The sequence below is a fragment of the Streptomyces vietnamensis genome (assembly GCF_000830005.1).
GTDB classification, from domain to species: Bacteria; Actinomycetota; Actinomycetes; order Streptomycetales; family Streptomycetaceae; genus Streptomyces; species Streptomyces vietnamensis.
In genome coordinates this window covers 8,672,608-8,694,012 of sequence record NZ_CP010407.1, presented here as the reverse complement: position 1 = coordinate 8,694,012, position 21,405 = coordinate 8,672,608, and the positions used below count along the sequence as shown (strand labels likewise).

Below are 21,405 nucleotides of genomic sequence, written 5' to 3'. Positions count from 1 at the left end.
CGTCTCCCAGGAAGGCATCCGCCATGCCCCTCCTCTCCGCCCGTACGAAACTGGCCACCGTCTCCGCCCTCACCGCTCTGGGCGCCTTCGCCTCCATGGGCACGGCGACCGCGGCCACCCCCGTGCTGAACGGCGGCTGGGCGCCGTCCACCCGCTGCCCCGTCGACGCCACCGCGATGATCTCCTCGGACGGTCTCGACACCTCGCCGCAGTGCGTCGTCTCGTACTCCTTCAGCGGCTCCATCAAGCTGGGCAACACGACCGTGCCGACGGGGAAGACCAACCTCCAGATCGGCGTCGTGCAGAACGCCGACGGCACCAACTCGGTCGTCGCGCCCGCCGGCGGCGCGCTCATCGCCGACTCCGCCACCGTCCCCGGCGGTCTGCTGGGCCTGATGTGTCCGAGCGACATCCCGTTCGTCACCGACATCTGCCGGCAGCTGTCGGACGCCAGTCTCAACAAGATCACCGCCACCATGGAGTCGGTCGGCACCCCCTCGGCCTTCGACCAGATCGCGGGCGTCCTGACCGACCAGCCGATCGTGACCATCCCGGTCCGCATCCACCTGCAGAACCCGTTCCTCGGCGACAACTGCTACATCGGGACGAGGTCCAACCCGATCCTGCTGCGCCCGCGGAACCTGAACGCGCCCGAGTTCGGCGTCGACCGCTTCGACGGCGACGGCTCCGCGAACGAGGAGGGCGACCTGAGCCGCCTCGACCTCCTCGGCTCCACCCAGTACGACGACACCTTCGCCGTCCCGGGCGCCAGCGGCTGCGGCCTGGGGCTCGGCCTGGTCAACGGCGCCGTCAACCTCAAGACGGGGCTGCCCGCCGCCTCCGGGAAGAACAAGCTCGTCCTCAACGACACCCAGACCCACCTGACCGGCCTCTTCGCCCCCGGCCTCCTCGCCCCCGACGCCGGAAAGGTCTTCTCGCAGGACTGGCACTCCGCCGTCAACTAACGGCCACTCAGGGGTGATTACCGGCCGACTCGGCCGCGTACGCCCTTCCGGAGGACCTGACTCTTGCTCAAGTTGTGTACAGCACACAACAGTTGTCCTAGCTTTCAGCAGTCCACATCGGTACGTACCTGACGGCCACGGCGGCGCCCACCACTCCAGGTCGGGCGCCGCCGTGCCGCTCCCCCACCGGTCGCGTAGCAGAGCAAGGGATCGGTTCATGCCCTCCATCGCACAGTCACCGGCGCTCGGTGAGCCGCTCGATCCGCTGCCCAGAGAGTTCGCCGCGCTGATGAGACCGGAGATCCCGGGGCTCATCAAGGAGATCGGCGTCGAGATCGAGCGGGCCTACCCGGTCTACGCCCACCTCTTCAACGGCCCCCACTCCGACGCCATCCGCCAGGGCGTGGAGCACGCCCTGTCCGCCTTCGTGGACCGGGTCGACCACCCGGGGACGAAGTCCGCCCTCCGCGACGAACTCCTGCGCCAGTTCGGCCGGGTGGAGGCGTACGAGGGCCGGGACCTCGACACGTTACAAGGCGCCTACCGCCTCGGCGCGCGCATCGCCCTGCGCCGCGCCAAGAGCATCGGGCGCACCTACAACCTCTCCCCCACCCTCATCCTGGCCTTCGCGGACGCCCTCTTCGCGTACGTGGAGGAGCTGGAGGCCCTCTCCCGCGAGGGGTACGTCACCGTCCAGGCGCGGGCGGTCTCCGACGTGGCCGCGCTGCGCAGGAAGCTGCTCCACCTGGTCGTCGCCGGACCGCCGCTGCCCCGGGCGACCATCGCCGAGCTCTGCCGGGAGGCGTCCTGGCAGCTCCCCGCCGAGTGCACCGTCGTCGCCCTCCGGCCGCCCGCCACCGGCCTCGTCCCGTCACGGCTCGACCGGGACGTCCTCGCCGACCCCGGCCTTCCGCACCCGTATCTCCTGGTCCCCGGCCCGCTGACCGGCGAGCGCCTCGCGATGCTCGACGACGCCCTGTCCGGCACGCCCGCGATCCTCGGGCTGACCGTGCCGACCGCGCAGGCCGCCCACTCGCTGCGCTGGTCCCGGCGGATCCTCCAGCTGATCGACGACGGCATCGTGGCGGACGCGCCCGTCGTGCGCTGCGAGGAGCACCTCACGACCCTGTGGCTGCTGTCCGACCCGGCCCTCATGGACCAGCTCGCCCGGCGCGAACTGGCCCCGCTCGACGGCCTGTCCGGCACCCGGCGCGACCGCCTCGTCGAGACCCTGCGCGTCCACGTCTCCACCCGGGCCCCCGCCGAACAGGTCGGCGAGATGCTGGGGGTCCACGCCCAGACGGTCCGCTACCGGCTGCGGAACCTCGACAACCACTTCGGCGACCGGCTCCTGGACCCCGAGCACCGCTTCGCCCTGGAGGCGGCCCTGCGCTCGCTCCACCTCCACGGCAGGAAGCGCGCGGACTGAGCCTCGTACGCCTCCCGCCTCCCCGCCTCCCCGCCTCCCGCGTCACGGCGGCCCGTCGTTCAGTCGCGGCGCCAGGCGGGGTGCAGGCGGATCTCGATGTCGTCGGAGGACGGATCCGGTGCCGGGTCGGCGGTCACGCGGACGCTCAAGGGACGGCCGCTGTCGGCCTCGACGAAGGCCAGGGGCGGGTGGCCGTCCTGCAGGTACGTGTCCCCCCACCGGATCAACGAGAGGAAGACCGGCAGCAGGTCCTCGCCGGCCTCGGTCAGCCGGTACTCGTCGCGTGCGCGCTTGCCCGGCTCCTGGTAGGGGGTGCGGGTCACGACCCCGGCCGACTCCAGCTGCTTGAGCGCCCGGGAGACCGAGGGCGCGGAGGCGCCGATCCTCGCCACGAAGTCCTCGAACCTGGTCGTGCCGTAGAAGCACTCCCGTACGACCATGAAGACCGTCCGGGTGCTCAGCAGGTCCAGCACCCGGCCGGCCGAGCACCCGTCGCCGATCGACCACGCGTCCCGGTCGCCCAGTCGCTTCTCGAACCTCATCGCCACCGGCTCAGTATAACTAATGCTTGCGTTACTCAGCCCTGGCGTGCTTGCATCTGACTAACGAGATCGTTAGTCAGGAAGGAGCGATGAACCGCCATGCCCCTGTGGACCGTTCACCACACACCGGGAATCTTCTCCGACGACGAGAAGCACCGGCTCGCCGCGTCGGTCGCGGACCACTACGAGAAGGTCGGCCTGCCCCGCTTCTACGTGGTCACCCTCTTCCGGGAGACCCGGCCCGAGGACTTCTACGTCGGCGGGGAGCCCACCCCGGTCGGGGTCCGCATCACCATCGACCACATCGCCCGGCGCAACCCCGACGAGGACAGCAGGCGACGGACCGCCCTCTGGATCAGGGAGATGCTGCGCCCCCACCTCGAACGGCACGCCGGACTCCACTGGGAGTTCCATGTCGACGAGACCAGCGATGAGCTCTGGATGATCAACGGTCTCGTCCCTCCGCCGGGCGGCTCCGACGCCGAACGGCACTGGGCCGAACAGAACGCGGCCACCCCCTACTGACCCGGCCGGCGGTCGGAAGGGGGCGGGGCACACCGCGTTCCGAGGCCCTCACTCCACGGGCGCGGTGATCTCCCTCTTGAGGATCTTGCCGCTCGGTCCCAGCGGCAGCGCGTCCACGAGCCACACCCTGCGCGGGTACTTGTAGGCCGCCACGCGCTCCTTGACGTACTCCCGCAGTTCGTCGGGGGTGGCCTCCCCGGCGGGGCGGAGCACGATCGCGGCCGCGACCTCCTCGCCCAGTTCGGGGTGCGGGAGGCCCACCACCGCGGCGAGGGCGACGGCCGGGTGCTCGTGGAGGACCTCCTCGATCTCGCGCGGGTAGACGTTGTAGCCGCCGCGGATGATCATGTCCTTCTTGCGGTCGACGATGTAGAGGTAGCCGTCCTCGTCGGCGCGGGCCAGGTCGCCGCTGCGCAGCCAGCCGTCGGGGATGGCCGCCTCGGTCTCCTCGGGGCGGTTCCAGTAGCCCTTCATCAGGTTCGGCCCCCGGACGGCCAGTTCGCCGATCTCTCCCCGGGCCACGTCCTGGCCCTTGTCGTCGAGGAGCCGCACCTCGACGTCCCGGATGGGGGTGCCGATGGAGCCGGCCTTGCGGGGCCGGTCGGGGTGGTTGAAGGTGACCACCGGGCTGGTCTCGGACATGCCGAAGCCTTCGAGCACGGGACAGCCGAACCGTCGCTCGAAGCCGTGCAGGATCTCCACCGGCAGCGAGGCGCCGCCGGAGATGCACATCCGCAGCGTCGACACGTCCGCGTCCGACGGGTGCTGGAGCAGCGCCGCGTACATGGTCGGCACGCCCTCGAAGACGGTGGCCCGCTCGCGGGCGATGGCGGCGAGGACGGCCCCCGGCTCGAAGCGCGGGATCAGGACGAGCGAGGCGCCGCTGCGGACGGCCGCGCTCATGGTGCAGATCTGCCCGAAGATGTGGAACAGCGGCAGGCAGCCCACCACCACGTCCTCCGGCGTCATCTCCTGGATGTGGACGCTGTTGACCTCGGTGTTGTGCCGCAGCCCGGCATGAGAGAGCACGGCTCCCTTGGGGCGACCGGTGGTCCCGGAGGTGTAGAGCAGGACGGCCATGTCCTCGTCGTCCGTGTCGGCGACCTCGGGCAGCGGCTCGTACCGGCCCAGCGCCTCGGCGAACGCGGTGGGTTCGACGGCGGTGTGCCGCACGCCTGCGGCGGCCGCTCCCTGGGCACCCTCGCCGGGCGCCTGGTGCCACTCGAAGAGCCGCACCGCGCCGGAGTCGGCGAGGTGGAACTCGGTCTCCCGGGTCTTCAGGAGCGGGTTCATCGGCACGACGACCGCTCCGGCGCGCAGGATGCCGTAGTACAGCACGACGAACTCGGGGACGTTGGGCAGCATCAGGGCGACCCGGTCGCCGGGCCGCACGCCCTCGGAGCTGAGCAGGGCGGCGGCGCGGGCACTGCGCTCGTCCAGCTCCGCGTACGTGATGACCTGCTCCCCCAGCCGCAGCGCGGGGCGCTCGGGCTGCCGCCCGGCCGTCTCCACGAGGAACCCTGCCAGATTGGCCATGACCCGCCTCCGTTACACGGAATCGCCGAATGTTTACACCGTCGGCATCTTGCAGTCATGTGCGGCCGCGGCCTATGGCCGACGGGACAACGCGCGGCCTTCCGGATTGTCCTTGGGGACAATCCGACGGCGTTAAGCTGCGGGGATGATCCTTTCGGGTGTGGCGGAGGCGCTTCAGGCGAGGCTTCCGGAGCTGGGCGAGCGCATGGCACTGCGCATCCGCGCGCATGTCGAGGCGTACGAGGAGGAGTCGCTGATCCCCCTGGACTCGCTGCGCCACTCCTGCACCGCCAACGCGGACCTCATCCTCAGCCACCTCCGCCTCGGAGGCACTCCGGACGCGAGTTCGGCCCGTGAGACCGGGCGGCTCCGCGCGGAGCAGGGAGTTCCGCTGGCGGACACCTTGCACGCGTACCGGATCGGTTCGCAATTCCTGTGGACGGAGATCCTCGCCGAGGCCCGCACGCGTCCCGAGGTCTCCGGCGATCTCCTGCTGTCGGAGTCGACGGAGTTCTGGGCCCTGTCCGGTCTGTACTCCGAGGCCGTGGCGGTGGCCTACCGGGAGGCGGCCGCCGAACTCACCGCACAGGGACAGGCGCGGCGTTCCGCCCTGGTGGAGGCGCTGTTCACCGGCATCGTCACCGACCGCACCCTGTGGGAGACCGCCCACGAACTGGAACTGCCCGAACACGGGCCCTACGCGGTCGCCGCGGCGAAGGCGGGCGCTCCCGGCGAGGAGCCGCTCACCGGGGCGGAGGCCGCACTGCGCCAGGCGAACCTCCCCTCCGCCTGGAGGCTTCTGCCGGACCAGCAACTCGCCCTGATCGCCCTGCCCACGGCGTCGGCGGAGACCGCCTGCCTGCGCATCCTCCGCCGGACGCGCGCCCGTGTGGGCTTCAGTCCGCGCTTCCACTCGCTGCGGGACACGCCGCAGGCCCTGCGCTTCGCCCGTCTCGCCCTAGCCGGTCTGGAGGGCACCGGCCCCGGCGTGGCCCGCTTCGACGACAACCCGCTGGCCATGGTCGTCGCCGCGGCTCCGGCCGAGGCCACGCACCTGATGGAGGTGGTGCTCCGTCCGGTGCTCGATCTTCCGGCCGCGGAGCGGTCCCGTCTCCTTCGCACCCTGGAGCACTGGTTCGCCGCCGCCGGCTCGGCCGGCGCCGCGGCCCGGAGCCTGTTCGTCCACCCCAACACCGTCCGCTACCGCCTGCGCCGCGTGGAGGAACTGACCGGCCGGTCCCTCTCCGATCCACGGGCGACGGCGGACATCGGCGCGGCACTCCTGGCGGTCCGCAATCCGGGGGCGAGCTGACACCCCTCAGGGGGTCACTCCTCGTCGATGATGTGCATCGCGGCCTCCTCGGCGGAGGCGGCGCCGCCGTCGATGCCGAGGTCCCGGGCGTTCAGTTCCGCCCTGATGGGGGCCGTGCCCTCGTCCTCGGCCATCAGACGGCCCGCGCGCCGGCCGCCGACCTGGTCGTCCAGCAACTCCCCGTCGGTGTCCGTCGTGTCGCCGAGGCCGTCGCCTTCGAGGAGGGGAAGCTCGGGCTCCTCCTCCGCCAGGCGCTCGTCGAGGGACTCGCCCCGTTGCCGTTCGGCCGCGGTCACTCCTGTGTGCTCGGCTCCGAGGGGCCGTTCCGGCGGCGAGTACCCCGTGTCGAGCGGGTTGCCGACCGGTCCCTCCAGGGTGTCCTCGTAGTCCAGGAGACCCACGTCGTCCTGGACCTCGCTGCCGTCGGGCTGGTAGACGTCATCGCCCCACGCTTGCGCCTCGGTCATGTGGAACTCCGTTCCTGCGGCAGGGGCCACCAGCTGTTCCCAGGTCCACGACGGCTCTCGCCCGGGTTCACTCCTCTCGCTCGAAATCGGCCTCTGCCCGCTCGTCGTCGAGGTCTGACTGGGCCTTCGCGTACAGGTCGTGCACGAATTTCCGGGCGTCGTCCGGCGAGATGCCGACGCCGAGCCGGAGCAACCGACCCGTCCATGCGCCGAGTGGATCGTCGGGTACGGTCATGGCGCCTCCTGAGGGGGAGTGCGGTCGATGCCGGCCGATGCTGATGCGTGGCGGAGCACGACGTGGACCGGCGGCCCGAGCCGTCGTTTCGGACCGGCCGGGAGACGACTGCCGGCCCGCACGCGGACGGGTCCGCACATCCCTGGTGCGGGGCGCCTTCGACAGGCGTCGATTCCCTGTTCTCCATTCCATGATCCCCGCCTCCGGTACAAGCGCAACCCGGTGTTTCCACCGGCCGTGACCCGGCGCGGAGGGGCGGGCGGGCCCCAGGGGCCGCCCGGCGGATCAGGGTCGGACGGGCCGGGCGGGCCCTAGCCCACCCACCGCCGCAGCAGCTCCTCCCGCTGTGCCCCGCGAGGGGTTCCGCCCTCCCATGTGCGGCCCCACTCGGACATGGCCGCCAGCGTCGTGGCCATCGTCGCGGCGCCCTCCGTGAGGCGGGACAGGAGGGCCCGGGAGAGGTCGACCTCCGTCGGGGAGTAGCCGACGGCCGCGGCCACGTAGGCCTTCATCTCGTACTCGCCGTCGTGCGCTTCCATGCCCAGCGTCATCAGCGGCGGGGCCTCGCCGCCCACGCCCGGACCCAGGGTCATGGCCAGGTTCATCACGATGTCGAGGGCCACGTCCGTGACCACGCCGACCTGCCGCTTCAGGGACTTCACGGGGACGTCCGACACCGTCAGGGCGCGCACGTCCTCCCACAGGTGGAGGCCGGACTGTCCGTCGCCGAGGGCCAGCACGCCGTCGGGGGTCAGGCGTACCCCGGGAGCCGGACCGGACGGCTTCGCGCCCACGTACACGTCGCCCTCGGCGATCCAGAACAGACCCACCATGGCCATGGCTTGCTCACTTCCCCCGACGGCGGCGCGCCGCCGCCGTGTCACACGTCAAAACGATCAGGTCGCCCTCCGGAACGTACGGGAAGGCCGAGAGGTTCCTGCTTCCCGGCCCTCATCCCCTGGCGGCAGTTCCCCGGCCGTCGCCGGTCCCCGATGCGGCCAGCCAGGCGCGGTAGCCGCGCAGGGCCGCCCGCTGCTTCCGGGACTCGGAGAGGAGGGCGATCGCCGGGTGGGTGCCGGGCCTGGGGTTCCTTCCGCGGGCGATGCGGCGCATCTGGTGGCGGACCGCCGCCATGCCGGCGGCCGAGGCGAGGGTCTTGTCCGACCAGGTCACCGGCTTCAGCTGCCGCTCGGCCTCGCGGTCGCGCTTCCAGCGGTCGGGCAGATCGGGGGTGACGGCGAGGGCGGTGCCCATCCCGACGACCGCCACGCCGCTGTCGAGGACCGTCTCGGCCGTGGCGCGCCGGGTGATGCCGCCGGTCAGCATCAGCGGGACGGGGCTGGTCCTCACGAGGTCCTCGGCCAGGTCCAGGAAGTAGGCCTCGCGGGCCCGGGTGCGGTCGTCGGCGGGACGGCCGGTCATCGCCGGGCTCTCGTAGCTGCCGCCGGACAGTTCGACCAGGTCCACGCCGAGCGGTTCGAGCATCCCGATCACCTGCCGCGCGTCGTCGGCGTCGAAGCCTCCGCGCTGGAAGTCGGCGGAGTTGAGCTTCACCGCGACCGCGAAGGACGGCGAGACGGCGGCGCGGATCGCGCGGACCACGTCGAGCAGCATCCGGGCCCGGTTCTCCAGCGACCCGCCCCACCGGTCGGTGCGCTTGTTGACCAGCGGGGACAGGAACTGCGACAGCAGGTAGCCGTGCGCCGCGTGGACCTCGACCCCGTCGAACCCCGCCTCCTCCGCACGGCGGGCCGTGACGGCGAAGCGGGCGACGGTGTCCTCGATCTGCTGCTCGGTCATGGCGGTCGGGCGGCCGAAGCGGCCGCTGTGCTTGCCCAGGTCGACGCCGACGTCGGACGGGCCCCACACGACACCGGGCATGTCGGACGCCACCTGGCGGCCGGGGTGGTTGATCTGCATCCAGATCGCCGCACCGCCGGACTTGCCGGCCGCGGCCCACTCGGCGAACGGCTCCAGCGGCGCGTGCTCGTCGAGTACGACTCCGCCGGGGCCGGTCAGCGCCTCGGCGTGCACCATCACGTTGCCGGTGATCAGCAGGCCGGTGCCGCCGGCGGCCCAGCGCCGGTAGAGCGTCAGCAGCCGCCGGTCGGGAAGCTGGCCGTCGCCGGCCATGTTCTCCTCCATGGCCGCCTTCGCGATCCGGTTGTTCAGTGTCCGCCCGGAGCGCAGGGGCAGCGGCGAGAACAGCTCGCTGGTCATCTCCCGATTCCTTCTTCCATGTCGATCGCCTACGATGTATGCACCACTCACATTAGGGCAACATGTAAGCGGCGCAAACATAAGGGAAGGTGACCTATGTCTCAAACAGGTACGTATCACCACGGCGATCTGCGGGCCGCCTGCCTGCGCGCCGCGCGGGAACTCCTGGAGGAGGACGGCAGCGCCGGGCTCTCGCTGCGCGCGGTCGCCCGCCGGGCGGGCGTGTCGGCCACGGCCCCCTACCGCCACTACGAGGACCGTGACGCGCTCGTCTCCGCGGTCGCCGCGGAGGGGTACCGCGAGCTCGCCCAGCACCTGGCCGCGGCCCACCCCTCACCGTCGACGCCCGACGACCTCGCCGCGGTCTCCGTCGCCTACGTCCGGTTCGCGCTCGACCACCCCGCCCTGTTCCGGGCGATGTTCGCCGAACCGTGCGACCCCACCAACGAGGAACGCGTCGCCGCGACCGCCGTCATCACGGAGTACGTCCGCGGCCTCGTCCGCGAGGCCTTCCCCGGCGCGGACGAGACGGGCGCCCTCCCCACCACCGTGTGGGCCCTCGTCCACGGCCTGGCGTTCCTGCACCTCGACGGGAAGCTGGACTCCTCCTCCCCCGAGGTGGTCGCCGACCAGGTCCGCGCCGCCGTCAACGCGTTGTTCACCGCCTCCCCGGCGCTGGGGCCCGGCGGCACGACGGACGAATAATCGGTTGCCACGGGCGACGGCAGTGGTTCCAATGACCGGCATGATCACGCCACCCTCGCCGTCCGCAGCGGAACACGCCGACGGGTCGTCCGTCCGCCTGGGCGCTCTCGTCCCGCTGACACGGCCCGGCTGGGTCGAGGCGGGCCGACACCTGCTCGCGGGGCTCGACCTGGCCGTGCACGAGGTCAACGAGGCCGGCGGGATCGACGGCAGGCCCCTGGAGCTGCTGGTCCGGGACACCGCGGCAGATCCGGAGCGGGCCGCGGCGGCCGTGGACGAACTGGCCGGCCTCGGCGTGGCCGCCGTGGTGGGCGAGTACCACAGCGTCGTCGCCCGCGCCGCCGCCGCCCGGGCCGACGCCCTCGGCGTGCCGTTCCTCTGCTCGTCCGCGGTGCTCGACGGCCTCACCGAGGAGCCCACGGAGTGGGTCGCGCGCCTGGCCCCGGCCCAGTCCCGCGGCTGGCGGATCTTCGCGGACTTCCTCCTCTCCGAGGGTCGGCACCGGATCGCCGTGGCGACCCAGCCGAGCGTCTACTGGGCTTCCGGGACCCGTGTCCTGCGGGACCACCTCGCTCCCCACGGCGGCACCGTCGTCGAACTAGACGCGAACGCCCTCGCCCCCGAGGCCCTGTGCGACGCGCTCGTCGAGCACAACGCGGCGGCGCTCCTCCTGCTGGTCGGCACTCCGGAGCCGGCGGTGCCGATCGTCAGGGCCGTCCGGGGCGACCGGCGGCTCGCGGAGCTGCTGATCGGCGCTCCGGCCGGGCAGCCGGAGTTCGCCGCATGGGCCTCGGCGCTGGGCGAGGACGGTGCCGGGATCCCGTTCCTGCGCTACCTGCCCGAGCACCTCGGTCCGCTCGGCGAGCGCGTCGCGAAGGAGCTCCGCGAACGGCTGGGCGGAGCACCCTCGTTCGTCGCCTTCGAGGGCTGGGACACCGTCACCGTCCTCGCCTCGGTGCTGCGTTCCCGGGGCACGGACCGGCCGGGCATCGCCGGGTCCTGGCCGCGCGTGGCGGTCGAGGGCACCCGCGGGCCGATCCGGTTCTCCCGTACGCCGGGCATCGGCGTGTGGCAATGGACGTGGGCGCCCCTCCACGTCGCGGATCGGGACCCGGCGGCACCCGATCGCTTCCGCGTCCGCCACACGGGCTGAGAGCGCCCTGAGCGGCGAAACGAGCAACTCCCTTCATTTCAAGGATCAACTAGAGATCAATCAATCAAATCAACTGCGGTTCACGGGGTTACGGCTCCTTTCCCCGGTTAGTCGCAGGGCGACCACGACGACGCCAGGAGGGTGAACATGATCGCCAAGGAGCAGATCCCCACCGTGCTGGATCATCCCGTGTACGACACCGAGGGCAAGAAGGTCGGCGAAGCCCGCCACGTGTTCGTCGACGACGCCACGGGTCGCCCCGCATGGGTCACCGTCAAGACGGGACTGTTCGGGACCAGCGAATCCTTCGTCCCGATCAAGGACGCATCCATGGTCGACGACCATCTGAAGGTTCCCTACCCCAAGGACAGGATCAAGGACGCTCCGCGCGTCGACGTCGACCGCGGAGGCCATCTCGACGCCGGCGAGGAGCAGCGCCTCTACGCGTACTACGGCATCGCCTGGGACGACGCCTGGCAGCGGGCGAACCGGCCCGGCGAGGGAGGCTGGGCACACGGCACCGCCGGCGCGGCCGGCAGGACGGGCACCGAAGGCAGGGCGGGCGCCGAGAACACGACGGACCGGGGGACGGCGCGTACGGGCCGTCCGACCGGCGACGACGCGATGACCCGGTCCGAGGAACAGATGCACGTGGGCACCGAGCGGGTCGAGACCGGGCACGTCCGGCTGCGGAAGTACGTCGTCACCGAGGAGGTCCAGGAGACCGTACCGGTACGCCACGAGGAAGTTCACCTGGAACGCGAGCCGATCACGGACGCCAACCGGGAACAGGCCCTGTCCGGGCCCGAGATCACCGAGGCCGAGCATGAGGTGACCCTCCACGAGGAGCGTCCCGTGATCGAGACGCGGGCCGTCCCGGTCGAGCGCGTCAGTCTGCGTACGGACGAGGTCACCGAGGAGGAGACGGTCACCGGCCAGGTGCGCAAGGAGCGCATCGACGTCGAGACCGACGACATCGCCGACATGCCTCGGGACCGCGACGAGGGACGCGACAAGTAGCCCACGCACCTCCCCCGTTTCCCACACATCCTCAACCGTGCCCGTCCGGCCCGCCCCCGGGCCGGACGGGCACGGTCGAGGATCGGTCCATGAGTCGTGCCCGCTCCGGCGGGCTCGTTCGACCCGGCCTTGATGTCCCGCGTGATCCCTCGTTCGAACGCTGCGACGTGGCCGTGTTCGTCCGCTCGTGAGCGTCGTGTGCCGGGTCCGGCTCCCGAACGGGCGTACACGAGCGGTGCGCTAAGATCACGTATGGCGTCATGGAAGTCAACGCCTGTGCAGCACCGCCGGATTCGGATCTGTCGCGCCTTCGCTGTCGATGCGGCCGCGCGTGCGAGCACTGCCTCCGCCGGGCGCGCCCGCTCTCCACATGTACAGAGCGCCTCCTTCCGACAGTGCGCAACCGGCCGGCATCGATCCGCACCGACCGTTCGAGCCTCGCCGATCCGCCGCGACCCGGCGCGCGGGCTCCTCGCTGGAGACGATGTGAAAATCCTTCCCGAGATCTCTCGTACGCTGAGTGAGTACCTCCTCATCCCCGGCCTGACCACAGAAGACTGCACACCGGACAATGTGGATGTCGGAGCGCCGCTGGTGCGTCACCGGGTCGGCGAGGAGCCGGGAATCCGGGTCGCCACCCCCATGGTGAGCGCCATCATGCAGGCGGTGTCGTCACCGACGCTGGCGGTGGCCCTGGCTCAGGTCGGCGGCCTTTCGTTCATCCATCAGAACCAGCGGGTCGAGGACCAGGCCGCGGACGTGCTGTCCGTGAAGCGGCACAAGGCCGGTTTCCGGACCAGCGAGGTCACCGTGGCGCCGACGACGCCTCTCGGTGAGGTCTCCCGGCAGCTGGCCGACACCGAGCAGGGCGTGGCCGTGGTCACACGGAGCGGGGAGGCCGACGGCGCGTTCCTCGGGATCATCAGCCTCGACGACTTCCACCTGGAGCGTCACGGGGCCTCCGAGACCGCCGGCAACCGGATGCGGGGCCGCGACGGCCTGGTCACCGCGCCGGCCACGGTCTCGCTGTCCGAGGCGAACGAACTGATCTGGAAGCACCATCTGGACGTTCTTCCGGTGATCGAGGACGACCGGGTCGTCTCCCTGGTCCTCAAGAGGGACTACCAGGCCCACAAGACGTACCACCGGGCGACCGTGGACGGCGAGAAGCGGCTGCGGGTCGGCGCCGGCATCAACTCCCGTGACTTCAAGGACCGTATTCCCGCCCTGGTGGAGGCCGGTGCGGACGTGCTGTGCCTGGACTCCTCCGACGGCTATTCCGTGTACCAGGCGAGGACGGTCGAGTTCGCCCGGGAGACGTACGGGGACGACGTCCACGTGGGCGCGGGGAACGTCGTGGACGGACGGGCCTTCCGTTATCTGGCCGATGCGGGCGCGGCGTTCGTGAAGGTCGGGATCGGCGGCGGGGCCATCTGCACCACCCGGGCCCAGAAGGGCATCGGCCGCGGGCAGGCCTCCGCGCTGCTCGACGTGGTCGAGGCGCGCGACGCCTACGCGCAGGAGACCGGGGTGTACGTGCCGCTGTGCTGCGACGGCGGTCTGCTCAACGACTCGCACATGGCGATGGCGCTGGCGATGGGGGCGGACTTCATCATGCTGGGCCGCTACTTCGCCCGGCTCGACGAGAGCCCGTCGCGGAAGCTGCAGATCGGTGGCCAGTGGTACAAGGAGTACTGGGGTGAGGGCTCGCGGCGCGCGCAGAACGCGGCCCGGTACGGCCAGCGCGGCCAGATGGTCTTCGAGGAGGGCGTCGACGGCTATGTGCCCTACGCGGGCAGCCTGTACGACAACGTGGAGCGGACCCGGGCGAAGCTGACCTCGACGATGATCAGCTGCGGGTCGACGAACCTGCGGGACTTCCACCGCGACGCGGTGCTCGTTCCGGTGTCGGCGGAGTCCTTCAAGCAGACCGGCGCCGAGGTGCAGCTGCGCCAGCCCACCATCGACTCCGGCGAGTGATCCGGCCGGGTCGCCGCCGCGGGCCTGACCGCGGCGGCGGCCCGGCCCGGTCCTCGGGGTGGCTAGGCTATTGATCATGACGCCGCCCCCGCCCCATGACGCGACCGCCGAGACCACCGTCCTCGACGCCCTGGCGCTCACTTCCGATCCGGATCTGGAGGGACGGTTCGCGGAGTCGGCCCACCGGATCCTCGCGGACCTGGTGCGTGGAGGCGCCGCGCTGGGCTGGGTCGAGCCGCCCTCGCGGGACGAGGTGGCGGAGCTTCTGGACCATGTCCTCTCCGCCGTACGCGCCGGGGACGCGGCCCTCCGCGTGGCCCACCTCGACGGCCGGATCGTCGGCTTGGGGTACTGGCTCCGCTACGCCCGGCCGACCCATCGGCCACACGCCGATCTCGAGAAGCTCGCGGTGGACGCCGCCGCCCAAGGGCGCGGAGTCGGCCGGGCGCTGACCGCCGCCCTGATCGCCGACGCCCGGGAGGCGGGGATCGAGGTCCTCACCCTGGACGCCCGCGGCGACAACGCCGACGCCCTGCACCTCTACCGTTCGCTGGGCTTCACCGAGTACGGCCGGCTGCCCGACTTCGTCGCCGTCGGCGAACGCCGCTACGACAAGGTCTTCTGCATGCTCGACCTCCGCCGCCAGGACTGACCGCGGGTCGCGCACCGGGTGTTCGGACGGATGGCCCGGTCCTTCCGCCGCCCGCCTCCCACCCCCCTACTCGGGTACGGGGCCGGCTTGGCACCGTGGTGTGACGTGGTCGACGGCGCCTCCTCCCTACCCTTCCGTGCGTCGGCAGCAGCCGACGATCATGAGAACGGGGACAGGTCATGTCATTCCTTGTGTCGCGGCGCACCCGCAACGAGCAGCAGCCCTCGGGACCCGGTTCCCGTGTCGTCCTCGCGCGAGCCGCGAGCCGGATCGGATACACCGCAGCGCTGCTGCCGGCCTCCGTGGCGACGCTCGGGGCGGTTGCGGCAGGGCGTGCGGACCGGGCGCGCGCCTGGTGGGCCCGGGCCGCCGGGCAGCAGCCGGCAGCGCTGTCGTCGGCCCGGCAACCCGGCACGTGGCGCCTGCTGGCGCACGCGCTGTTGTGCGTGCCGCTCGGGCTGCTCGCCCTCATCCCGGTGGGCATCGAGGTCCTGTTCGTCCTGCGCGGCGTGTTCTACGGCCTCGTCGACCAGGGTCCCTACGACCACTCCTGGGGCGGCCCGAGTCTCGCCGGGGCGTGGATCGTGCACTTCCTCGTCGCCCTGCCGTTCGCGGCCGCCGCTCTGGGAGCCCTCTGGCTGCTGGGCGGTCTGCACGCCCGCCTGGCGGGCGGGATGTGGGGCCGCAGGGTGGGATGGGGCCCCGTGCTCGCGTTGCTGCTCTCGTCCGCCGCCGGCATCGTGCTGGTCATCGCCTGGATCCACCAGCTGTGAATCCGTCATGCCGGGCGGCATCGCCGATCCGGAGGCCGCCTCGCGGTGGCCTTCGGCGGGGGGGCGGTCAGTCCTTCACGCGCAGCAGGAGCTTGCCCGTGGAGCCGCGTCCGCCCAGGAGCCGGTGGGCTTCGGCCGTTTCGGACAGGGGGAACTCGGCGGTGACGGGGAGGGTCACCGTCCCCTCGGAGACCGCGCGCAGGGCGCGTTCGGTCAGGGCGCGCGCGGCGGCGGGTGCCGTCTGGGCGAGCGTCAGGACGGAGAAGCCCGCGACGGAGTGGCCCTGGCCGTACAGTTCGGGCTGGCCGACCTGCCACGGCGCGCCGCCGCCGGCGTTGCCGAAGGAGACCAGGCGCCCGAAGGCGGCCAGGGCGTCCAGGCCGCGGCGCAGGGTGTCGCCGCCGATCGGGTCGAGGACGAGGTCGACTCCCCTGCCGCCGGTGGCCCGCCGGACGTCCTCGGTGAAGGTGTCGGGCCGGAAGACCTCGTCGTAGCCGTACTTCAGGGCGTACGCGGCCTTCGCCTCGGTGGAGGCGACGCCGTACACCGCCCCCGCACCCGCCGCCCGGGCCAGTTGGCCGACGGCCGTGCCGATGCCTCCCGCCGCGCCGTGCACCAGCACGCTCTCCCCCGCCCGCAGCCGCCCCACCTCGTGGATCAGGGCGTGCGCGGTCGGCAGGACCGTGGGGAGGGTGGCCGCGGTCCGCAGGTCGAGGCCCTCGGGGAGGGCGAAGACGGTCGAGGCCTCGGCGAGGACCACCTCGGCGTATCCGCCGCCGCCGACGAGGGCGGCGACCTCCTGGCCCACTTCGAGGCCGTCGACGCCCTCGCCGAGGGCGCGGACGTGGCCGGAGACCTCGAGGCCGGGCCGGTAGGGCAGTTCGGCGACCCGGTATCCCTCCGTGCGTGCCTTGACGTCGGCGAAGTTCACTCCGGCCCAGGCGACGTCGATGGCCACCTGGCCCGGGCCCGGCCGGGGTGTCGCGGCTTCGACGAGCCGCAGGACCTCGGGACCGCCGTACTCGTGGAACTCGATCGCGCGCATGGACGAACCACCCTCCAAGGAGTATTCAACGGGAAGCGAACACTCGCACTGTATGATGGTCATCGAACATTGAGCAAGCACATATCGGCGGAGGAGTGAGCGGAATGCCGGAGCAGGCTGGGGGCACGGGCCACCGTGCGGCGCCCGTGCACACGCACCCCGACGACGTCGCCCTCCTCACCGCGCTCTCCGCGCTCGCGGACCCCGTGCGCATCCAGCTGATCCGCGAACTGGCCGCCCAGCCCGACTGGACGCTCAGCTGCAGCAACTTCGACGTGCCCGTCGGCAGGGCGGCGAAGAGCCACCACTTCACCGTCCTGCGCGGCGCCGGCCTCGTCGAACAGCGCGATCAGGGGCCCAAGCGGCTCAACCGACTGCGCCGCGAGGAGTTCGACGCCCGCTTCCCCGGCCTCCTCGCACTCACCCTGCGTGCCGACGAGCTGGACTGAGCGCCCCACACGCGACGGTCCGCCGTGCGTACACCTCGATCTCGATCTTCATACGGGGGTCGGCGAGCCCGCACATGAGCATCGTGAGCGACCGCACGAGCGTGGCGCGTCCCGTGCGCAGGAGCCCCTCCGTACCCGGTCGCCGCGATCCGCGTCGTCCGGTCCGCATCAGCCGACCCTGTCGGTCGCCGTGACCCGGTGGGCCTCAAGGCCGGGCGTGGCGAGCAGGTCGGCGATCAGTTCCTCGGATCCGCAGACGTACGTGCTCACCAGGTCGACGTCGCCGCCCACGCACCAGGCGCGGTCCTGCGGCCACCACAGGTCGGGGAGCTCGGCGAACTCGTCCAGGAGTTCGGGGGACACGGCGTCGGCCAGCGTCCCGGACAGCAGGATCTCGTCCCTCTCGGGCGTCGGGAAGGTGGGTACCCCGTGCCAGTCCCGGCGCCCGTACCCCTCCCACAGCCCGAACCAGCACCGCTCCGGTGTGCTCGTGTGCCGCGCGAGGACGGGGATCATGGCGCGCGCGACGCCGCCGGGCGTGGGGCCTTCGCCGGGGTGCTCGTCCCATACGCCGGGCAGGCCGTACTCCCCCAGGTTCTGGTAGAACCGCTCCGCGCCGATCACCTCGTGCCAGTCCGTCAGCGCCTCGACCCGCCGTCCGTAGGCGGCGGCGACGGTGTCCCAGCGGACCGGGACCTCGTCGAGGCTCGCGGGGTGCAGTACGCGCGCGTACGCCGGGAAGCCGGGGGCGGCGACACCGGCGACGGTGCCGAAGTCGCCGTGGCCGGGGTGGCGTTCGTCGAGCCAGCGCGCCGGTGCGAGGTCATCGGTCTCGACGCGCAGGCGTCCGTACAGGGCGGGGCCGGGTTCCGTGCCCGATCGGGTCCATCCGTGCATGCGCACAGTCTGCCCCGGCGGGCGGCGAACGCCTCCTGCGGGAGGCCCCTTGGGCCACACGGTCGATGCCCCGCCGGCGGGCGTCGCGTCGCCGGGCGGAGACGGGCGGCGGGGATACGGTCGGCGGCATGGTGGGTGATCGTCAAGGGTGGCTCCGGTGTCTGCTCGCCGGGGCCGTGTTCGTCGTGGGGATGACCGGCACCACGCTGCCGACGCCGCTCTACCCCCTCTACCAGGAGAAGTTCGGGTTCTCCGAGCTGACGGTGACCGTCGTGTACGCCGTGTACGCGTTCGGGGTCATCGGCGTCCTGCTCCTCGCGGGCAACGCCTCGGACACGGTCGGCAGACGGCCGACGCTGCTGTGGGGACTCGGGTTCGCGGCGGCGAGCGCGATCTGCTTCCTGTCCGCCGACGCACTGGGATGGCTGTACGCGGGCCGGCTGCTCTCGGGCCTGTCGGCCGGCCTGTTCACGGGGGCCGCCACCGCGTACGTCATGGACCTCGCCCCGCCCGGCGGCCAGTCCCGGGCGACGCTCGTGGCGACGGCCGCCAACATGGGCGGGCTCGGCTGCGGTCCCCTGCTCGCGGGCCTGCTCGCGGAGTACGCCCCCGAGCCGCTGCTGCTCCCGTTCGCCGTGCACCTCGCCCTGGTGATCGTGTCCGCCGTCGTCCTCCTGCGGCTGCCGGAGACCGTGCGGGAGCCGCGGCCCCTGACCGCCGTACGGCCGCAACGGCCGGCCCTGCCCGCGCAGGTCCGTCCGGTGTTCGTGCCGGCGGCGACCGCCTCCTTCGCGGGGTTCGCCCTGTTCGGGGTGTTCACCTCGGTCAGTCCCGCCTTCCTGGCCCGCTACCTGCACGTGGACAACCACGCGGTGAGCGGTCTGATCGTCGCGCTGGCCTTCTTCGCCTCCACCGCCGGACAACTCGCCGTCGACCGCTTCGGAGTGTCCCGGTCCCTGCCGCTGGGCTGCGCCGTGCTCCTCGCCGGCCTGGCCTTCCTGGCGGGGGCGCTCTCCGCGGAACTCCTGGTCCTCGTGGTCCTCGCCGCCGTCGTCGGCGGAGCCGGCCAGGGCCTCTCCTTCCGCGCGGCCCTGTCCGCCATCGCCGCGGCCGCGCCGGTGGAACGGCGCGCGGCGGTGATCTCGACCCTGTTCGTGGTCGCCTACACGGGCATCTCGATCCCGGTCATCGGAGTCGGCCTCCTGTCCGGACCGCTCGGCCTGGAACAGGCGGGCCTGGTGTTCACCGGCTGCATGCTGCTCCTGGTCGCCTCGGCCGCCACGTATGTGCTGCGCCGACCGGTGAGAACGGGGGTCCATGAGGGCTGAGTGGCGATCGCATGGGGAGCGAGAGCAGGCGGACCTCTCCCGGCGGCCAGCTCGTGTCCTCGCGCAGCGGCGTCCACATCGTCCGCAGCGGCATGATCACGGGCCCCTCGGGTTGTTCGACGTGGACCTCCTGCTCGACGGTTCGCCAGCCGAGTCGCCGGTAGAGCGGGACGAGCGGTGGGCGGCAGAAGAGAAGCCCGTACCGTGGTCCCATCTCCCGCGCGTGGTCCAGGGCCGCCGACACGACCGCCCGCGCCAGTCCGTGCCCCCGCAGGTCGGGAGCGACGGCCACGCCGCCGACACCCACCACCTGCGTCCCGACACCGTCGATCGACAGGGGGAGTTGCAGCAGACCGGCGTGCGCGACGAGGCGGCCGTTCCGCCTGATGCCGAAATGCTCCTTCTTGGGCAGCCATGTCAGTCCGACGTCCGCCACGCCGAAGGGATCAGCACTGTCGCCGAGGATCTCGATCTGGTCGCTCTTCGTATAGTCCGTGAGCCGCAGCACGGTCGGCGAAGCGGGAGGGTGATGGTCTGTCATCGTGGCCTGGTCCCTTCGTGTCGGCCCCGGGGCAGTGCTGCGCAACGGCCCGGGGCCTTTCTGCTCTCGTCGTCGACGGTCGAGGAGAAGCGCGCCGGCGGGCGCGCTCACGTCAGATGCGAGGATCGACCAGTTGCGTGGGGAGGCGCACCGACGCGTCGTCACTCGCAGAGGCCACCCCGAGGTCTCGGCGCATCAAGGTCCTCAGGATCTTCAGCAGTTCCCAGACCTCCGCTTGGGCGCCGAAGGCGGTGGCGATCGTCTCCCCGGGTTTGGGCTCTTCCCGGTCGAGGCGTTTGACCTGGCCGTACACCCTGTTCAGGGCTTTGTTGACCGCACCCGCGCAGGCGAGCACGTCGTCGGGGACGATCAGCTGTGCTTGGGAGTACGTGTCGCGGTGGGTTCTTTTCGCCTCGTCGAGCTCCGCGCGATCGGCCTCTTCGACCCTCCGTTCCTGCATGACGTGCAGGAACTGGCTGAGCGCCGTGGTGAACTGACGTGCGTCCCGGTTGAGCTCCACGTAACTGGTGCGTCGGAGAGCCAGGTTCTCGCTGACCTCCTCCTGCTCCCGGACCAGCTCTATCTCCCGGCGTTTCGCCCGTTCGGAGGCGCGTTGGGTGAGCAACGAGCCGCCCAATGTTCCTGCCACACCTGCCACCGCGATGAACACAGAGCCGAGATCCACAGCACCCCTCGAAGCCGCTTGCAGTCCACTGATCATTATCTGATCACGTTTCACTCCGGACGTTAAGCGACGAGCCGACGGAGGATCCAGGGGGAACCGAACGGTGTCGAACCACGTCCCTCCGGACGTTCGCAAGATCACGAACCTGTCGAAGGAGCCGAGCATGACGGGAACCGCTGCCCGCTACCTGTACCTGGCGCGCCACGGTGAAGCGTCCGAGGACGAGAGCACGTTGACGGACCGCGGCCGCCGCCAGGCCGTTCTGCTCGGAGAGCGGCTCCGGAAGGCGCCGCTCACGGCGATCCACCACGGCCCGCTCGCGCGCGCGGAGCAGACGGCTCGAATCGTCCACGAACAGCTCGACGGGGTTCCCCTGCACATGTCCCCGGCGGCCGGCGACTACGTCCCGTACGTGCCGCGCCGCGAGGAGCTGCCGGCGGAGTCGGCCGACGCCATGCTCGGGTTCCTGGCCCAGTTCCCGGCGGAGGAGCGCGAACAGGGCCCCGGGCTTGCCGCGGAGGCCGTCGCCCGCTTCACCGGGCCCGTCGACGGTGACCAGCCGCGCCACGAGCTCGTCATCACGCACAACTTCCTGATCGCCTGGCTCGTCCGGGAGGCCCTCGACGCGCCGAAGGGGCGCTGGATGGGCATCAACCAGGCCAACGCCGCACTGACCGTCCTGCGCTACGCGCCCGGCCGGGCCCCGGCCGTCCTCTTCTTCAACGACACGGGCCACCTCCCCGCCGAGCTGCGCTGGACCGGGTTCCCTTCCGAGCTGCACATCTGACGTGGCGTCGGGCGTCCCCTGGGGGGCACTTCTTCTCCGCGCACCACCAGTTCGTTGAGATCCACACCTCTGTCATCGGCTCCTGGGCAGCGCGATGACCACGACGCCGCCCCACACGCCATCACCTGGACCAACCAGTAGCGGCCGCCGACGGCATCG

At 71.8% G+C, this 21,405-nt stretch carries 22 protein-coding genes and 2 pseudogenes; 13 read left to right on the top strand and 11 right to left on the bottom strand.

Going from position 1 to position 21,405, the window contains the following annotated elements; all coding sequences use genetic code 11:
- Positions 1 to 23 precede the first annotated feature (23 nt).
- On the top strand, positions 24 to 965 hold the full coding sequence (locus tag SVTN_RS38605; protein ID WP_041133223.1) for a hypothetical protein: 942 nt from the start codon (positions 24 to 26) through the stop codon (positions 963 to 965).
- Positions 966 to 1,182: 217 nt separating this feature from the next.
- Positions 1,183 to 2,394, top strand: coding sequence for a PucR-like N-terminal domain-containing protein (locus SVTN_RS38600; RefSeq protein WP_041133222.1), 1,212 nt, complete (start codon positions 1,183 to 1,185; stop codon positions 2,392 to 2,394).
- Positions 2,395 to 2,453: 59 nt separating this feature from the next.
- Here the strand turns inward: SVTN_RS38600 and SVTN_RS38595 are convergent, their stop codons facing one another.
- Positions 2,454 to 2,936: a winged helix-turn-helix transcriptional regulator gene (locus tag SVTN_RS38595; protein ID WP_041133221.1), complete on the bottom strand. Its 483-nt coding sequence runs from the start codon at positions 2,934 to 2,936 to the stop codon at positions 2,454 to 2,456.
- A 99-nt stretch (positions 2,937 to 3,035) separates the two neighbouring features.
- On the opposite strand from SVTN_RS38595, the gene SVTN_RS38590 reads away from it, so the two are divergent.
- Positions 3,036 to 3,461, top strand: a complete 426-nt coding sequence (locus SVTN_RS38590) for a tautomerase family protein (protein ID WP_041133220.1) — start codon at positions 3,036 to 3,038, stop codon at positions 3,459 to 3,461.
- Positions 3,462 to 3,509: 48 nt separating this feature from the next.
- Here SVTN_RS38590 and SVTN_RS38585 read toward each other — a convergent pair whose 3' ends face one another.
- Positions 3,510 to 4,997, bottom strand: coding sequence for a long-chain-fatty-acid--CoA ligase (locus SVTN_RS38585; RefSeq protein ID WP_041133219.1), 1,488 nt, complete (start codon positions 4,995 to 4,997; stop codon positions 3,510 to 3,512).
- Positions 4,998 to 5,157: 160 nt separating this feature from the next.
- Between SVTN_RS38585 and SVTN_RS38580 the strand changes: the two genes are divergently transcribed.
- Entirely contained in the window at positions 5,158 to 6,309 is a 1,152-nt protein-coding gene (locus tag SVTN_RS38580) for a PucR family transcriptional regulator (protein ID WP_099055347.1), read from the top strand.
- Positions 6,310 to 6,323: 14 nt separating this feature from the next.
- On the opposite strand, the gene SVTN_RS38575 is transcribed toward SVTN_RS38580, so the two are convergent.
- The 4 genes from SVTN_RS38575 to SVTN_RS38565 form a co-directional block, all read right to left on the bottom strand.
- A complete protein-coding gene (locus tag SVTN_RS38575) occupies positions 6,324 to 6,776 on the bottom strand; it encodes a DUF5709 domain-containing protein (protein WP_041133217.1) in 453 nt (150 codons plus the stop codon).
- Between the two features lie 67 nt (positions 6,777 to 6,843).
- Complete coding sequence (locus SVTN_RS44920) at positions 6,844 to 7,011, bottom strand: hypothetical protein (RefSeq protein WP_167352228.1); 168 nt, start codon at positions 7,009 to 7,011, stop codon at positions 6,844 to 6,846.
- Between the two features lie 311 nt (positions 7,012 to 7,322).
- Entirely contained in the window at positions 7,323 to 7,850 is a 528-nt protein-coding gene (locus SVTN_RS38570) for a hypothetical protein (protein ID WP_041133216.1), read from the bottom strand.
- 112 nt (positions 7,851 to 7,962) lie between these two features.
- A complete protein-coding gene (locus SVTN_RS38565; RefSeq protein WP_041133215.1) occupies positions 7,963 to 9,231 on the bottom strand; it encodes an NADH:flavin oxidoreductase/NADH oxidase family protein in 1,269 nt (422 codons plus the stop codon).
- 96 nt (positions 9,232 to 9,327) lie between these two features.
- Here SVTN_RS38565 and SVTN_RS38560 point away from each other — a divergent pair, with 96 nt between their 5' ends.
- The 6 genes from SVTN_RS38560 to SVTN_RS38535 all read left to right on the top strand — a co-directional run bounded on the left by SVTN_RS38560 (position 9,328) and on the right by SVTN_RS38535 (position 15,514).
- Positions 9,328 to 9,936, top strand: coding sequence for a TetR/AcrR family transcriptional regulator (locus SVTN_RS38560; RefSeq protein WP_041133214.1), 609 nt, complete (start codon positions 9,328 to 9,330; stop codon positions 9,934 to 9,936).
- A gap of 40 nt (positions 9,937 to 9,976) precedes the next feature.
- On the top strand, positions 9,977 to 11,089 hold the full coding sequence (locus tag SVTN_RS38555; RefSeq protein WP_041134734.1) for an ABC transporter substrate-binding protein: 1,113 nt from the start codon (positions 9,977 to 9,979) through the stop codon (positions 11,087 to 11,089).
- A 147-nt stretch (positions 11,090 to 11,236) separates the two neighbouring features.
- Positions 11,237 to 12,109 carry a DUF2382 domain-containing protein gene (locus tag SVTN_RS38550; protein ID WP_041133213.1) on the top strand — a complete coding sequence of 291 codons (873 nt, stop codon included), beginning with the start codon at positions 11,237 to 11,239 and terminating at the stop codon, positions 12,107 to 12,109.
- 486 nt (positions 12,110 to 12,595) lie between these two features.
- Positions 12,596 to 14,089 (top strand): IMP dehydrogenase, encoded by a 1,494-nt coding sequence (locus tag SVTN_RS38545; protein ID WP_041133212.1) that lies wholly within the window; start codon positions 12,596 to 12,598, stop codon positions 14,087 to 14,089.
- A 76-nt stretch (positions 14,090 to 14,165) separates the two neighbouring features.
- A complete protein-coding gene (locus SVTN_RS38540; protein WP_041134733.1) occupies positions 14,166 to 14,741 on the top strand; it encodes a GNAT family N-acetyltransferase in 576 nt (191 codons plus the stop codon).
- A gap of 179 nt (positions 14,742 to 14,920) precedes the next feature.
- Entirely contained in the window at positions 14,921 to 15,514 is a 594-nt protein-coding gene (locus tag SVTN_RS38535) for a hypothetical protein (protein ID WP_159026567.1), read from the top strand.
- Positions 15,515 to 15,581: 67 nt separating this feature from the next.
- Here SVTN_RS38535 and SVTN_RS38530 read toward each other — a convergent pair whose 3' ends face one another.
- Positions 15,582 to 16,559 carry a quinone oxidoreductase family protein gene (locus SVTN_RS38530; protein WP_041133211.1) on the bottom strand — a complete coding sequence of 326 codons (978 nt, stop codon included), beginning with the start codon at positions 16,557 to 16,559 and terminating at the stop codon, positions 15,582 to 15,584.
- 104 nt (positions 16,560 to 16,663) lie between these two features.
- Between SVTN_RS38530 and SVTN_RS38525 the strand changes: the two genes are divergently transcribed.
- Entirely contained in the window at positions 16,664 to 17,008 is a 345-nt protein-coding gene (locus SVTN_RS38525) for an ArsR/SmtB family transcription factor (RefSeq protein ID WP_041133210.1), read from the top strand.
- Here the strand turns inward: SVTN_RS38525 and SVTN_RS46730 are convergent.
- Positions 16,980 to 17,093 (bottom strand): annotated as a pseudogene (locus tag SVTN_RS46730) (GNAT family N-acetyltransferase); the annotation flags it as partial. The gene SVTN_RS38525 and the pseudogene SVTN_RS46730 overlap by 29 nt on opposite strands.
- Positions 17,094 to 17,176: 83 nt before the next feature.
- A complete protein-coding gene (locus SVTN_RS38520; protein ID WP_041133209.1) occupies positions 17,177 to 17,905 on the bottom strand; it encodes a hypothetical protein in 729 nt (242 codons plus the stop codon).
- 128 nt (positions 17,906 to 18,033) lie between these two features.
- Between SVTN_RS38520 and SVTN_RS38515 the strand changes: the two genes are divergently transcribed.
- Positions 18,034 to 19,233 carry an MFS transporter gene (locus tag SVTN_RS38515; RefSeq protein WP_041133208.1) on the top strand — a complete coding sequence of 400 codons (1,200 nt, stop codon included), beginning with the start codon at positions 18,034 to 18,036 and terminating at the stop codon, positions 19,231 to 19,233.
- Positions 19,234 to 19,243: 10 nt separating this feature from the next.
- On the opposite strand, the pseudogene SVTN_RS38510 reads toward SVTN_RS38515, so the two are convergent.
- Positions 19,244 to 19,774, bottom strand: a pseudogene (locus SVTN_RS38510) (GNAT family N-acetyltransferase); the annotation flags it as partial.
- A 112-nt stretch (positions 19,775 to 19,886) separates the two neighbouring features.
- Positions 19,887 to 20,459, bottom strand: a complete 573-nt coding sequence (locus SVTN_RS38505) for a hypothetical protein (RefSeq protein WP_245727815.1) — start codon at positions 20,457 to 20,459, stop codon at positions 19,887 to 19,889.
- A gap of 163 nt (positions 20,460 to 20,622) precedes the next feature.
- Here SVTN_RS38505 and SVTN_RS38500 point away from each other — a divergent pair, with 163 nt between their 5' ends.
- Complete coding sequence (locus SVTN_RS38500) at positions 20,623 to 21,246, top strand: histidine phosphatase family protein (protein ID WP_041134730.1); 624 nt, start codon at positions 20,623 to 20,625, stop codon at positions 21,244 to 21,246.
- The last annotated feature ends 159 nt before the right edge of the window (positions 21,247 to 21,405 follow it).